The sequence below is a fragment of the Herbaspirillum sp. SJZ106 genome (genome assembly GCF_006715495.1).
Lineage (GTDB): Bacteria > Pseudomonadota > Gammaproteobacteria > Burkholderiales > Burkholderiaceae_D > Herbaspirillum.
Window position 1 is genome coordinate 1,147,800 of record NZ_VFNI01000001.1, and the last position, 12,882, is coordinate 1,160,681.

At 63.5% G+C, this 12,882-nt stretch carries 15 protein-coding genes and 1 tRNA gene; 9 read left to right on the top strand and 7 right to left on the bottom strand.

Annotation, left to right across the window (positions count from 1 at the left end):
* Positions 1–133: 133 nt before the first annotated feature.
* The 7 genes from FB598_RS05040 to pxpB form a co-directional block, all read right to left on the bottom strand.
* Positions 134–1,081 carry an EAL domain-containing protein gene (locus tag FB598_RS05040; protein WP_141913272.1) on the bottom strand — a complete coding sequence of 316 codons (948 nt, stop codon included), beginning with the start codon at positions 1,079–1,081 and terminating at the stop codon, positions 134–136.
* A 293-nt stretch (positions 1,082–1,374) separates the two neighbouring features.
* A complete protein-coding gene (locus FB598_RS05045) occupies positions 1,375–2,379 on the bottom strand; it encodes a DUF2891 domain-containing protein (RefSeq protein WP_141913273.1) in 1,005 nt (334 codons plus the stop codon).
* A 73-nt stretch (positions 2,380–2,452) separates the two neighbouring features.
* On the bottom strand, positions 2,453–3,439 hold the full coding sequence (locus tag FB598_RS05050; protein ID WP_141913274.1) for a DUF979 domain-containing protein: 987 nt from the start codon (positions 3,437–3,439) through the stop codon (positions 2,453–2,455).
* Positions 3,436–4,164, bottom strand: a complete 729-nt coding sequence (locus tag FB598_RS05055) for a DUF969 domain-containing protein (protein ID WP_141913275.1) — start codon at positions 4,162–4,164, stop codon at positions 3,436–3,438. Before FB598_RS05055 ends, FB598_RS05050 begins: the two co-directional genes overlap by 4 nt.
* 216 nt (positions 4,165–4,380) lie before the next feature.
* On the bottom strand, positions 4,381–5,121 hold the full coding sequence (gene pxpA, locus FB598_RS05060; RefSeq protein WP_141913276.1) for a 5-oxoprolinase subunit PxpA: 741 nt from the start codon (positions 5,119–5,121) through the stop codon (positions 4,381–4,383).
* Between the two features lie 9 nt (positions 5,122–5,130).
* A complete protein-coding gene (locus tag FB598_RS05065; protein ID WP_141913277.1) occupies positions 5,131–6,165 on the bottom strand; it encodes a biotin-dependent carboxyltransferase family protein in 1,035 nt (344 codons plus the stop codon).
* Positions 6,162–6,815, bottom strand: coding sequence for a 5-oxoprolinase subunit PxpB (gene pxpB, locus FB598_RS05070; protein WP_141913278.1), 654 nt, complete (start codon positions 6,813–6,815; stop codon positions 6,162–6,164). Before pxpB ends, FB598_RS05065 begins: the two co-directional genes overlap by 4 nt.
* A gap of 169 nt (positions 6,816–6,984) precedes the next feature.
* Here pxpB and FB598_RS05075 point away from each other — a divergent pair, with 169 nt between their 5' ends.
* The 9 genes from FB598_RS05075 (at position 6,985) to FB598_RS05115 (ending at position 12,864) form a co-directional block, all read left to right on the top strand.
* On the top strand, positions 6,985–7,548 hold the full coding sequence (locus tag FB598_RS05075) for a winged helix DNA-binding protein (protein ID WP_255463978.1): 564 nt from the start codon (positions 6,985–6,987) through the stop codon (positions 7,546–7,548).
* Positions 7,549–7,575: 27 nt separating this feature from the next.
* Positions 7,576–8,553: an NAD(P)H-quinone oxidoreductase gene (locus FB598_RS05080; RefSeq protein ID WP_141913279.1), complete on the top strand. Its 978-nt coding sequence runs from the start codon at positions 7,576–7,578 to the stop codon at positions 8,551–8,553.
* A 91-nt stretch (positions 8,554–8,644) separates the two neighbouring features.
* Complete coding sequence (gene tpiA, locus FB598_RS05085) at positions 8,645–9,394, top strand: triose-phosphate isomerase (RefSeq protein ID WP_141913280.1); 750 nt, start codon at positions 8,645–8,647, stop codon at positions 9,392–9,394.
* 80 nt (positions 9,395–9,474) lie between these two features.
* Positions 9,475–9,852: a preprotein translocase subunit SecG gene (gene secG, locus FB598_RS05090; RefSeq protein ID WP_141913281.1), complete on the top strand. Its 378-nt coding sequence runs from the start codon at positions 9,475–9,477 to the stop codon at positions 9,850–9,852.
* A gap of 109 nt (positions 9,853–9,961) precedes the next feature.
* Positions 9,962–10,046, top strand: a tRNA-Leu gene (locus tag FB598_RS05095).
* Positions 10,047–10,165: 119 nt separating this feature from the next.
* On the top strand, positions 10,166–10,525 hold the full coding sequence (locus tag FB598_RS05100; RefSeq protein WP_141913282.1) for an NADH-quinone oxidoreductase subunit A: 360 nt from the start codon (positions 10,166–10,168) through the stop codon (positions 10,523–10,525).
* 3 nt (positions 10,526–10,528) lie between these two features.
* The gene (locus tag FB598_RS05105) at positions 10,529–11,005 is read left to right on the top strand and encodes an NADH-quinone oxidoreductase subunit B family protein (protein ID WP_006712940.1); all 477 of its coding nucleotides are present in this window, start codon (positions 10,529–10,531) and stop codon (positions 11,003–11,005) included.
* Between the two features lie 9 nt (positions 11,006–11,014).
* The gene (locus FB598_RS05110; RefSeq protein ID WP_141913283.1) at positions 11,015–11,611 is read left to right on the top strand and encodes an NADH-quinone oxidoreductase subunit C; all 597 of its coding nucleotides are present in this window, start codon (positions 11,015–11,017) and stop codon (positions 11,609–11,611) included.
* Positions 11,611–12,864 carry an NADH-quinone oxidoreductase subunit D gene (locus FB598_RS05115; RefSeq protein WP_141913284.1) on the top strand — a complete coding sequence of 418 codons (1,254 nt, stop codon included), beginning with the start codon at positions 11,611–11,613 and terminating at the stop codon, positions 12,862–12,864. Before FB598_RS05110 ends, FB598_RS05115 begins: the two co-directional genes overlap by 1 nt.
* Positions 12,865–12,882: the final 18 nt, after the last annotated feature.

The window sequence follows — 12,882 nt, forward strand, 5'->3', positions numbered from 1 at the left end:
CTGCCCGGCGTCTGGTGTGTGGCGTGCGGCATCCGGCGGTAAAGGCAAAGGCCCTCGTGTTTGCATGTGCAACACGAGGGCCTTTGCCTTGCGCTTCCGTTTTGTTTTTCCATCCAGCCCCCAAGGGCATGTATTACCCATACAACCTTGCTTTCCCATCGGAGGCGGCATGCCGGCCGGCGTCCTTGGCGTATGTGCCCTGTATCAACGAGGTCTTGCTGCGCAAGCTGGCCTTGACCTGCAGCACATGGCCGGACAATCCGTGCCAATGCAGGGATGGACGCGCGATCAGATAGCCTTGCACGCCGGCGGCGCCGGCGCCTAGCGCCGCCTCCAGCTTGGCGGTCGTATCGATGCCTTCCGCCACCACGCTCGCGCCGCGCGCCTTGCACACGCTCGCCATCTGGCGCAGCAGTTGCAGCGGCAGCGCGCCATCGGCGGACTCTTCCAGCACGGACTTGTCGAACTTGACGATATCGGCGTGCACCTTGTCCAGGATAGCCAGCGAACCGGGCTCCTTGCCGATATCGTCCAGCGCAATGCGAACGCCCAGCAGTTGCAGGTGCTGAATCAGCGCCAGCGAGCCGGCCTCCGAGGGGAAGGTGCTGGTTTCCGTGATTTCGATCACCAGCCGTTGCGCCAGGTCGGGACGATCCTCGAGATGCGCCATCAGTTCGCTCCACCAGCTTGTAATCACAAAGGAGCGGGCCGAGACATTGCAACCCAGGCTCAGCGCCTCGCTGTCAGCCAATGCTCCCAGGGTGGTCCACAGCATGCTGCGGTCGAGGCGGTCCACCAGGTCCAGGCGTTCCAGCGCCTGGATCGCATCCGGCACGTTGTAGTCGCCATGCGCGGCTTTGGGGCCCAGGCGCCGCAGCAGGCATTCGTAGTACATCGAGGAGCCGGCTTCGGAAGATCCGTCCGTGGTGACCGGCTGGAAGGCAACCGCCAGCTTGTTCAGGCGGAGATCGTCCAGCAGGCTGTTGGCCAACAGCACATCTTCCCGGAAGGCCTGTTCGGAAACGCCTGCCACGAGGTGTCGGGGCGCATCGCCGAGGTTGTTGCTGATGTTGTTCCACATGGTTGCTGGCTCCTGTTCTTGTTTCAACTCTTGCCGGCCCTTGAGGCGGGCCGTTCGAGTGGCTGTGAAACCGGTTGGCGGCACAGCAAATTCAGTATAGGAGGCCAGGCGGATTTGCCCTATCTGACAAGAATGAATAGCTTTTCAATCCTATCGGACTAGTACTAAATGACTTTCCGGAGGCAGCGTTGGCAGCGCATACCCGCGTAAAACGGGCGCGCATTGGGGATTCTGAGGGGGAGATGCGGCGGCCCAGGCGCAACGATCCTGGGCCGCCGTTGCCGCGCACGGCTTCAGCCTTCCAGAGCCAGCAGGGCGAAGCTCGCCAGCCAGTGGCCGCCGCTGTAGTGGCTGCCTACCACATGGTCGAGCGAGGCCGCGATATGGCGTTCGGCCGCGGCGCCGATGGCCGCGCGCGCCGGATGGTCGGCGTGCAGGTTGCGCAGGATATGCTTCATGCACCAGGCGCGCGACAGGTTCAGGCCGTCGAGGTGGGCGATCTTGGGATCGGTGCGGTCGCTCACCGTGGCCGGCTGCATGAGTTGAGCGATGTCGGCGATGCGCGGCAGGTAGTTGTCGAACCAGGGCTGGAAGCCACCGTCCGGCAGCGCCTTGGTCATCAGCAGCGCTTCGGTCAGTGCGCCGGAGATGTATTCGTCGCCGCCCGGCTCATAGTGCGCGGGGTAGTCGGTGTCGTTGGCGTAATAACGCCTGGCGGCATCGATGATGGCGGTTTCGAGTTCGGCGTCCTGAATATGGCGGGCCTGGTCCAGTGACAGGGCCAGCGCGAATGCGGTGTTGTAGTGGGTGCCGACGCGGATCGGATAGGTCAGCTTGGACAGGTAGTCCAGCAAGCGGCGACGGATTTCGGCGGTCAGCGGCCGCATCGCTTGCCGCCATGCGGCTGCGTGCGGCAGGGCCGATTGCGCCAGTTCCTGGTCCAGCGCCAGGATCCAGCCGAAGCCGTAGGGGCGCTCGAAGGATGCGCGGCCGCCCGCGCGGAAATATTCGGTCTCGCGCTCCATCGACTCGGGCGTGAAGTGCTCGTCGAAGATGGCGACGATGTCGGCCCTGGCCGGCAGTTCCGGATACAGGCGCGCGCAGCGCAGCAGCAGCCAGTAGCCGTGCACCGCAGAATGCCAGTCGTAGCAGCCGTAGAACACCGGATGCATGGCGCGCGGCGACAGCACGTCATGCTCGCCGTTGAGCACGTGCATGATGTGGTTGGGATATTCCTGGCGCAGGTAGGCCAGCGGCATGCGGGCGAAGGCTTCGGCTTGTTGGATGTTCAGTTGCATGAAGGGACTCCTTGAAACGACCGTGACCGCCGCAGGGCGGCCACGGTGAGGGACGCTGCCGGGATGACCGGGATCAGCGGAAAGCGAGGAAGTACATCAGGAACACATTGACCGTGAGCAGTGTCAGCGCGGTCGGGATCTGCACCTTGATCACCTGGTACTTGTTCTTCAGTTCAAGCAGCGCCGCCGGCACGATGTTGTAGTTGGCCGCCATCGGCGTCATCAGCGTGCCGCAGTAGCCGGAGTACATGCCGATGGCCACCAGCGGCGCCGGGTCGGCATGGTGCCCCAGGATCAGGAAGGGCAGGGCGATGCCCGCGCTCATGACCGGGAAGGCGGCGAAGGCGTTGCCCATCACCATGGTAAACAGCGCCATGCCGACGCAGTAGATCACCACCACCAGGAAGCGGTTGTCCGGGTTGACGAACAGGCTCACCACCTGTTGCACCGAGTTGCCGGTCTTGGCGGCGACGAACACGCCGCCCAGCATGGCCAGCATCAGCGGCAGGATCGCGGCCCAGCCGATCGAGTCCACCAGCCGGCGCGACTGGCGCACCGCTTGCAGCGGCGTGCCGCCGGTCAATGCCCAGCCTGCGAGCAAGGCGCAGATGCAGGCCACGCACAGCGCCGCCAGCGTGAGCTGCTTTTGGTCGAGCAGGAACACCTCGCCGACCGAGACGCCCTTGAGCAGCACGGTACAGGCCACCGTGATCACCGGGATCAGCACCGCGGGGAAGAACAGCCAGTTGCCCAGGCGCTTGGCGGAGGCCACGCGCTCTTCATGCGTGGTGCTGGCATAGGTTCCCATGGACAGCAGGCCGGTGCCGGCGATGAGCGAAATGATGATCACGGTGGCGCCGATGATGCGATACGCCATGGATTTGCCGAGGTTCTCGACCAGCAGGTCGCCGAACAGGAACACGGCGCCGAACAGGAACCAGAACAGGGCGGTGGTGTAGCGCTTGGGGTTGCCCTTGTCGCGCAGGGTCATGCCGACCAGCAGCATGACGATGAAACCGATCAGGTAATAGATGCGGTTGATGGTAATGAGCGTGGTCATGCCGGCACCTTGGATGGGTTGGATTGGGTGGCTTTCCAGGCGTCGACGTCGCGGCGGATGGAGGCGTCGAGGCGGGTCAGGCGGAACAGGTGGATCACCAGCGCCGACAGCGCGGTGGGGATGGCCCACAGTCCGATATGCAGCGGCTCGATGTTGGCGATGCCGTTTTCCTTGAGGAAGGCATCCATCAGCAGCACGGCGCCGAAGGCGATGAAGATGTCTTCGCCGAAGAACACGGCGATATTGTCGCAGGCCGCCGAGTGGGCCTTGATCTTGTCGCGGATGTGTTGCGGCAGGTCTTCGCCGTAGGCGTTGACGGCGGCGCCTTCGGCCATCGGCGCCAGCAGCGGGCGCACGGTCTGCGCCTGGCCGCCGAGGTAGATCAGGCCCAGCGCCGCGGTGCCTTCGCGCACCACGAAGTACAGCATCAGGATGCGCGCCGAGGTGGCGCTGGCGATGCCGGCGATCCACGCCTGCGCACGCTCCTTCAGGCCGTAATGTTCGAGCAGGCCGATGATCGGCAGGATCAGCAGGAAAGTCGCCAGCGAGCGGCTGTTGACGAACTTCTCGCCGAAGGTCTCCAGCAGCATGCCGAAGTCCATGCCCACCGCAAGCCCGGTGGACAGACCGGCTACGGTCACCACCAGCAGCGGATTGAAACGTAAGGCAAAGCCGGCCACGACAATCGGTATCCCGATCAGCGGCAGCAGAGTCGTGCTCTCCATGAAAAACTCCCTTGTGTTGAAAGATGAGAAACGTAATGGCGATTGCAAGGCCTGTGCCAATGCCGCCAGCCGGACATCGCCGGTGGCACTTCCAAGGCCTCGCTCTTTTACTGCTGGGACTGCGGTTGCGACTGCTGGAAACGAAATGACAAGCGGAACAGCAAATGGGACAACAAGCGGGACAGCCAGCGAAAGCCGGTGTGCAATCAGGCGTATTTACACGGCCGCTCGCACGGCGATGCGTTCGCTGTGCAGGCGTGCACGAATCTGGCGCGCAAACTCCAGCGCATGCGGCCCATCGCCGTGCAGGCATACGGTCTGCGCGTTGACGCTGACGATGCTGCCGTCGATGGCCTTGACCTGCTTGTCCTTGACCAGCGACAGCGTCTGCGCGATCGCCGCTTCATCGTTGTCGATCATGGCGCCGGGCTTGCCGCGGCTGACCAGGCTGCCGTCGGCTTCATAGGCGCGGTCGGCGAAGACCTCTTCGACCGCGGCCAGGTCGGCATGGCGGGCGGCGGCGATGAGTTCGCTGCCGGCCAGGCCGACCAGGCTCAGTTCAGGGTTGAAGGTGCGGACGGCGGCGCAGATGGCGTTGGCCAGCACCGCGTCCTTGGCGGCCTGGTTGTACAGCGCGCCATGCGGCTTGACGTGCGTCATGCGGCCGCCTTCGGCGCGCACGATGGCGTCCAGCGCGCCGAGCTGGTACAGCATGCCGCTGAAGATGTCCTCGGGCGGCAGGTGCATGGCGCTGCGGCCGAAATTTTCGCGGTCGGGGAAGCTGGGATGGGCGCCGATGGCGACATGGTTTTGCATCGCCCAGCGCACGCTGCGGCGCATGGTGGCCGCATCGCCGGCATGCCAGCCGCAGGCGATGTTGGCGGAGCTGACCAGGGTCAGCAATTGCTCGTCGGTGTCGCAGCCTTCGCCGAGGTCGGCATTGAGGTCGATATGCATGGCGTCTCCTTATTTTCGATACAGCGTCGCGCGCGACCAGTCCAGCGCGGCCATCGTGTCGCCGATGGAATCCAGATAGCGTTGTTGCTCTTGACGGGCCGCCAGCGCGCCTTGCATGTCGCAAGGTTCCAGGCGCAGGGTGGCGTTGAGCGGCGCTTGCGCCAGCTTCCACAAATCGGCGTCGATCACCACGCCGATTTTCGGATAGCCGCCGGTGGTTTGCGCATCGCCCAGCAGGATGATGGGCTGGCCCGACGGCGGCACCTGGATCACGCCGGGCACCACGCCGTGCGAGAGCATGTCGCGGCTGTGCTTGCGCTTGAGCGGCGCGCCTTCGAGGCGGCAGCCCATGCGGTTGCTGTTGGGCGTGATGCGCCATGCATGAGTCCACAGCGCAGTTCTGGAGGCCTGGGTGAATTGTTCGAATTCGGGGCCGGGCAGGACGCGCAGCGTCACGTGCCGGCTGTTTTCGTCTTCGTGCAAGGCCAGCCCGCTCCAGCGCGGCGAGCGCATGCCGAAGGCGGGGCCGCCGACGGCGGCATTGGCTGGCCCGGCATGGCCGATGGCGAGCTGGTCGCCTTTGCGCAGGGCGCGCCCCAGGTGGCCGCCGAAGCCGGCCTTGAGGTCGGTGCTGCGGGAACCCAGCACCAGCGGGACGTCGATGCCGCCGGCCACGGCCAGGTAGGTGCGCATGCTGTGGCGCGGCGCTTGCCCGGGACTCTCCGGAGGCATCGGCGCCAGTTTGAGTGTGCTGCCGGCGCGCACCGGAATGCTCCAGCAGGCCGCGACCGGTTTGCCGTCCAATGTGGCGCCGATGTCGTCGCCGCCCAGGGCGATGCGGGTATCGGCGGCGAAGCGGATCTCGCATGTGCCCATGGTGATTTCGATGCCGGCCGCGCCGCTGGGATTGCCCACCAGCAGGTTGGCCGTCGACAGCGCCAGCGTATTGAGCGCGCCGCCCGGATGGATGCCGAGCCGGCGGTGGCCATGGCGGCCGAGGTCTTGTACGGAGGCCAGCATGCCGGGTTGGAGGATTTCTATCATGGTTCCACGCGCTCCACGGTAAAGCGCACATGGTCGCCGGGGCGCAGCAGCGTCGGCGGATCTTGCGCGGGATCGAACAGGGGGAGGGCGGTGCGGCCCAGCAGTTGCCAGCCGCCCGGCGAGGCCATGGGGTAGATGCCGGTCTGCTCGCCGCCGATGCCGACCGAGCCGGCCGGGATCGAGACGCGCGGTTCGGTATGGCGCGGGGTGGCCAGCTCCGGCGCCAGCCCGCCCAGGTAGGCAAAGCCGGGCAGGAAACCGATGAAATAGACCACGTAGTCGCCGCCGCTGTGGCGCTTGACGACTTCGTTGACGGACAGGCCGGTGTGGCGCGCTACCGCGGCCAGGTCGGGGCCATCCGCACCGCCGTAGACCACCGGGATCTCGACGGTGCGGCCTTGCGCGCCGGCGGCGCCGAGCTTGGGCCAGAGCTGGCCGATGCGTTTGGCGAGCGCATCGACTCCGATGGCGGGGCGTTTGAGGATCAGCGTCAGGTTGTTCATGCCGGGCACGACTTCGTCGACCTCATCCCAGGCGGCGGCCAGTTCGGCCAGAGCCCAGATGCGTTGCTGTTGCGAAAGCGTCGCCGGCGCGGGCAGGCTGCAGAGCAGCGCGCTGTCGCCCAACGGATGAATCTGAGGTGCTTGCATGTGTCTCGCCTCGTCTGTTTGTTTTGAGAGGTACGGGGAATTGCGTATTACCTGCTTTTTTTTTGTGGATATTACATTCCGAACAAAATATAAACAATATGTCGATAAATTATTTATTTGTCCTTGCGATATAGTGTTGCCATTTCGACGCTCAGGTAGGACAACAGCCATGAATAACGAGACGCAAAGACTCGGCCAGCATGCTGCGGGGGAAACTTCCGCGCAGCCAAAGGCGACCAAGATCGTATCTTCCCAGCACCTGGTTTCGGAGCGCAGCGCCGAGCTGTCCGAGCTTGAGTATGCGCTGATCATGGCCAGCAACGCGTTCAACCGCTGGATGGTGCGCTGCATGGCCGCGGCCGGGGCCAAGGATATGACTGCCATCGAGGTTTCCCTGCTGCATCACGTCAACCACCGCGAGCGCAAGAAGAAGCTGGCCGATATCTGTTTTGTACTGAACGTCGAAGACACCCATGTGGTCACCTATGCATTGAAGAAGCTGGTGAAGGCCGGTTACGTGTGCAGCGAGAAGGCCGGCAAGGAGCTGCTGTTTTCGGCTACCCCGGCGGGGCAGGCGCTGTGCATGAAGTACCGCGAGGTGCGCGAGCGTTGCCTGATCGAGGTACAGGCCGAGAGCGGCATTCCCAACCAGGCCATCGGCGAGGCCGCGCAACTGCTGCGCAATGCCTCCGGCCTGTATGACACGGCGGCGCGCGCGGCGGCATCGCTGTGAGCCGATCACTATAGAAAAGGATAGAACATGCGAGCGATAGAAATTAAGGAATATGGCGGCCCCGAGGTATTGCAACTGTGCGAGCGTGCGCTGCCGGCGCTCAAGCCGGGAGAAGTGCTGATCAAGGTGCATGCGGCCGGGGTCAACCGTCCGGATGTGTTCCAGCGCACGGGGAATTATCCGGTGCCGCCGGGCGCCTCGGACTTGCCGGGACTGGAAGTGGCGGGCGAGATCGTCGAGGGCGACCTGGCCGGCAGCGGTTTCAGGAAGGGCGACCTGGTGTGCGCGCTGGTGCAGGGCGGCGGCTATGCCGAGTATTGCGCCGCGCCGCTGGCACAGTGCCTGCCGGTGCCTAAAGGATTGAGTGCGCTGGAGGCGGCGGCCTTGCCGGAAAACTATTTCACCGTCTGGAGCAACGTGTTCGACCGCGGCGCCCTGGTGGCAGGCGAAACCTTGCTGGTGCAGGGCGGCTCTTCCGGCATCGGCGTGACCGCGATCCAGATCGCGAAGGCGCTCGGGCATCGCGTGTTCGCTACCGCCGGCAGCGCCGAGAAATGCCGCGCCTGCGAGGAGCTTGGCGCCGAGCGCGCGATCAATTACAAGACCGAGGATTTCGAAGCGGTGGTCAAGGAAGCGACCGGCGGCATGGGCGTCAATGTCATTTTGGATATGGTCGGCGGCGACTACCTGCCGCGAGAAATCAAGGCGCTGGCCGACGATGGCCGGCTGGTCTTCATCGCCCAGCTCGGCGGCAGCAAGGGGCAACTGGACATGGGGCAGGTGATGCGCCGCCGCCTGACCATCACGGGGTCGACGCTGCGGCCGCGCCCGGTGAGCTTCAAGGCGGCCATTGCCGCCAGCCTGCGCGAGCGCGTCTGGCCGCTGATCGAGGCGGGCCGGATCAAGCCGGTGATCCACCATGTCTTCCCGCTGGAGCAGGCGGCGCAGGCGCACGCCATGATGGAAAGCAGCGCGCACATCGGCAAGATCATGCTGCAGCTGTAAGCCCGGCCGATGGGCGCGGTTTGACCGTCTTTACGCCAACCGGCTACAATACGAGGTTATCCAAATTGAATACCAATCTCGTCAGAACACTATGCGGCGCAAACTCGTAGCGGGTAACTGGAAAATGAACGGCAGCCTGGCTGCCAACGCGGCCCTGGTTGCCGGCATCAAGGAAGGCCTGCCCGCGCAGGCATGCGACGTGGCCGTTTGCGTTCCCGCGCCGTACCTGGCGCAAGTGCAGGCGGCGCTTGCCGGTTCGGCGGTTGCACTGGGCGCGCAGGATGTTTCCGCGCATGCTTCGGGCGCCTATACCGGCGAAGTCTCGGCGGCCATGCTCAACGAGTTCGGTTGCCAATACGTGATTATCGGTCACTCCGAGCGTCGCGCCTATCATGGCGAGTCCGACGCCGCCGTGGCGGCCAAGACGGTTGCTGCGCTCAAGTCGGGTTTGACCCCGGTGGTGTGCGTCGGCGAAACGCTGGCGCAGCGCGAGGCCGGCAAGACCAACGAAGTGGTGGGCGGCCAGCTGGATGTGGTGCTGGAAGCCCTGGATGCCGCGGATGTCGCGCGCATCGTGGTGGCTTACGAACCGGTGTGGGCGATTGGCACCGGCAAGACGGCCACGCCGGAAATGGCGCAGGAGGTGCATGCCATGCTGCGCGCGCGGCTGGCGGCCAAGAGTGTCGAGGCTGCGGCCAAGGTCCGCATCCTGTACGGCGGCAGCATGAAGCCGGACAATGCGGTGCAGTTGCTGGCGATGGCCGATATCGATGGCGGCCTGATCGGCGGGGCGGCGTTGAAAGCGGTGGATTTTCTGGCAATCGTTCAGGCTGCGGCCTGAGCTGTAAAGGGTTTGTCAGCCGGAGGCGAGATACTTCCGGCTGCGGGCGAAATATCAAGAGTGAGAGTGGATAGGCTGAAATGAATACTTTGTCTTTGGTTGTGGTTGTAGTTCAGGTGCTGGCGGCGCTGGCGATTATCGGTCTGGTGCTGCTGCAGCATGGCAAGGGCGCGGACATGGGCGCGGCGTTCGGTTCAGGCGCCTCCGGCAGCCTGTTCGGCGCGACCGGTTCGTCGAACTTCCTGTCGAAGTCGACCGCCGTGGCTGCTGCGATCTTCTTTGTGGCGACGCTGGGCCTGGCCTTCATCGGCAACCATCGCGTGTCGCAAAGCGGCGGCGTGATGGACAACCTGCCGGTTCCGGCGGCCGCGCCTGCCGCGACATCGCAAGCCGCGCCGGCCGCGCCGGCGGCCGATGCTGCCAAGCCGGCTGACGCATCGAATCAGATTCCGAAATAAGCTTTTGCGGATTCTGAAACAATGCGCAAATAAGCATGGAAGAATCGCTGTTTTCAGCTGATTGTGCATTGAACAAGAGTAACAAATGCAGGTACAATAGCAGTCTCAGGCCGACGTGGTGAAATTGGTAGACACGCTATCTTGAGGGGGTAGTGGCGAAAGCTGTACGAGTTCGAGTCTCGTCGTCGGCACCATAGAAATGAATCAAAAGCCAGCGAAGGCCAGTGCGCCTGAGCTGGCTTTTTGTCGAGGAAGTTTCTGATTGATATTGAGAATCATTCCCATCGATTAAAACCAACGTAAGCGGCCAATCGTGAACCTCGAAAATTACTTCCCAGTCCTTCTGTTTATCCTCGTTGGCATCGGTGTCGGTGTCGCTCCCCAGCTCTTGGGGCGTCTGCTTGGTCCTCACAAGCCTGACGTGCAAAAAACATCTCCTTACGAGTGCGGTTTCGAAGCGTTTGAAGACGCGCGCATGAAGTTCGACGTGCGCTATTACCTGATCGCCATCCTCTTCATCCTGTTCGATCTGGAAACTGCGTTTTTCTTCCCGTGGGGCGTGTCCGTGCGTGAGTTGGGCTGGGCTGGTTTCGTCACGATGATGGTCTTCATCGCTGAATTTGTCGTCGGGTTTTGGTACATCTGGAAAAAGGGTGCCCTGGATTGGGAGTAAGCCATGTCTATTGAAGGCGTATTGAATGAGGGGTTTGTTACCACCTCGCTGGATAAGGTAATCAACTGGACCCGCACCGGATCCCTGTGGCCCATGACCTTCGGTCTGGCCTGCTGCGCAGTTGAAATGATGCACGTCGGCGCTTCGCGTTACGACCTCGACCGCTTCGGCGCGGTGTTTCGTCCGTCGCCGCGCCAGTCCGACCTGATGATCGTGGCCGGCACGCTGTGCAACAAGATGGCGCCGGCGCTGCGCAAGGTCTATGACCAGATGCCGGAGCCGCGCTGGGTGATTTCAATGGGCTCGTGCGCCAACGGCGGCGGCTACTATCACTATTCCTATTCGGTGGTGCGCGGCTGCGACCGGATCGTTCCGGTCGACGTTTATGTGCCGGGCTGTCCGCCGACTGCTGAAGCGCTGCTGTACGGCGTGATCCAGTTGCAAAACAAGATCAAGCGCACCAACACCATCGCGCGCTAAGAGGGCAGTATGACAACAAAATTGGAAACTCTCGAAGCAGCCCTGCGCAACGCGCTTGGAGGGTATCTTCAGAACCTGACGGTGGCGCTCGGTGAAGTCACCGTGGTGGTCAAGGCCTCCGACTATCTTTCGGCCATGCGCGTCCTGCGCGATCACGCCGATACCCGTTTCGAACAACTGCTCGACCTGTGCGGCGTCGACTATTCGACCTACGGCGACGGCGCCTGGGACGGCCCGCGCTTTGCCGCGGTGTCGCACCTGATGTCGATCGCGCACAACTGGCGCGTGCGCGTGCGCGTGTTCGCGCCGGACGACGACCTGCCCATCGTGGCCTCGGTTTCCGGCATCTGGAATTCGGCCGGCTGGTACGAGCGCGAGGCTTTCGACTTCTACGGCATCCTGTTCGACGGGCATGACGACCTGCGCCGCATCCTGACTGACTACGGCTTCATCGGCCACCCGTTCCGCAAGGACTTCCCGGTGTCGGGCTATGTCGAGATGCGCTACGACGCCGAGCAGCGGCGCGTCATCTATCAACCCGTAACGATTGAGCCGCGCGAAATCACGCCGCGCATCATTCGTGAAGAAAACTACGGGATCAAATAATGGCTGAGATTAAAAACTACACGCTGAACTTCGGTCCGCAGCACCCGGCAGCGCACGGCGTGCTGCGCCTGGTGCTGGAGCTGGACGGCGAAGTCATCCAGCGCGCCGACCCGCACATCGGCCTGCTGCACCGCGCGACCGAAAAGCTGGCCGAGCAGAAGACCTACCTGCAGTCCGTGCCTTACATGGATCGCCTGGACTACGTCTCGATGATGTGCAACGAGCACGGCTATGTGATGGCCATCGAGCGCCTGCTGGGCCTGGAAGTGCCGCTGCGCGCCCAGTACATCCGCGTGATGTTCGACGAGATCACCCGCCTGCTGAACCACCTGATGTGGATCGGCGCGCACGCGCTGGACGTGGGCGCGATGGGTGTGCTGCTGTATGCCTTCCGCGAGCGCGAAGACCTGATGGACTGCTACGAAGCCGTCTCCGGCGCGCGCATGCACGCGGCGTACTACCGTCCGGGCGGCGTCTATCGCGACCTGCCGGACACCATGCCGCAGTACAAGGCATCGATCGTGCGCAATGACAAGGCCATCCGCGCCCTGAACGAAAACCGCCAGGGTTCGCTGCTGGACTTCATCGAAGACTTCACCAACCGTTTCCCGACCTATGTCGACGAATACGAAACCCTGCTGACCGACAACCGCATCTGGAAGCAGCGCCTGGTCGGCATCGGCGTGGTGTCGCCGGAACGCGCGCTGCAGATGGGCTTTTCCGGCCCGATGCTGCGCGGCTCGGGCATCGAATGGGATCTGCGCAAGAAGCAGCCGTACGAAGTGTACGACCTGCTGGACTTCGATATCCCGGTCGGCAAGAACGGCGACTGCTACGACCGCTACCTGGTGCGCGTGGCGGAAATGCGCCAGTCGAACCGCATCATCAAGCAATGCGTCGAGTGGCTGCGCAACAACCCGGGCCCGGTGATCACCGACAACCACAAGGTTGCGCCTCCGAAGCGGACTGAAATGAAGTCCAACATGGAAGACCTGATCCACCACTTCAAGTTGTTTACCGAAGGTTTCCGCGTGCCGGCGGGCGAGGCCTATGCCGCCGTCGAGCATCCGAAGGGCGAATTCGGCATCTACCTGGTGTCGGACGGCGCCAACAAGCCTTACCGCCTGAAGATCCGCGCGCCGGGTTTTGCCCACCTGCAGGCCCTGAACGAAATGGCCAAGGGCCACATGATTGCCGATGCCGTCACGATCATCGGCACGCAGGACATCGTGTTTGGTGAAATCGACCGCTGATGTCGAATAAAAGGCGGG

Coding starts and splice junctions, on each gene's coding strand:
- FB598_RS05055 (WP_141913275.1), bottom strand. CDS start 4,164: ATGGAGAGCACGACTCTGCTGCCGCTGATCGGGATACCGATTGTCGTG.
- FB598_RS05040 (WP_141913272.1), bottom strand. CDS start 1,081: ATGTGGAACAACATCAGCAACAACCTCGGCGATGCGCCCCGACACCTC.
- FB598_RS05075 (WP_255463978.1), top strand. CDS start 6,985: ATGAATAACGAGACGCAAAGACTCGGCCAGCATGCTGCGGGGGAAACT.
- secG (WP_141913281.1), top strand. CDS start 9,475: ATGAATACTTTGTCTTTGGTTGTGGTTGTAGTTCAGGTGCTGGCGGCG.
- pxpB (WP_141913278.1), bottom strand. CDS start 6,815: ATGCAAGCACCTCAGATTCATCCGTTGGGCGACAGCGCGCTGCTCTGC.
- FB598_RS05045 (WP_141913273.1), bottom strand. CDS start 2,379: ATGCAACTGAACATCCAACAAGCCGAAGCCTTCGCCCGCATGCCGCTG.
- FB598_RS05050 (WP_141913274.1), bottom strand. CDS start 3,439: ATGACCACGCTCATTACCATCAACCGCATCTATTACCTGATCGGTTTC.
- pxpA (WP_141913276.1), bottom strand. CDS start 5,121: ATGCATATCGACCTCAATGCCGACCTCGGCGAAGGCTGCGACACCGAC.
- FB598_RS05080 (WP_141913279.1), top strand. CDS start 7,576: ATGCGAGCGATAGAAATTAAGGAATATGGCGGCCCCGAGGTATTGCAA.
- FB598_RS05065 (WP_141913277.1), bottom strand. CDS start 6,165: ATGATAGAAATCCTCCAACCCGGCATGCTGGCCTCCGTACAAGACCTC.
- FB598_RS05110 (WP_141913283.1), top strand. CDS start 11,015: ATGACAACAAAATTGGAAACTCTCGAAGCAGCCCTGCGCAACGCGCTT.
- tpiA (WP_141913280.1), top strand. CDS start 8,645: ATGCGGCGCAAACTCGTAGCGGGTAACTGGAAAATGAACGGCAGCCTG.
- FB598_RS05105 (WP_006712940.1), top strand. CDS start 10,529: ATGTCTATTGAAGGCGTATTGAATGAGGGGTTTGTTACCACCTCGCTG.
- FB598_RS05115 (WP_141913284.1), top strand. CDS start 11,611: ATGGCTGAGATTAAAAACTACACGCTGAACTTCGGTCCGCAGCACCCG.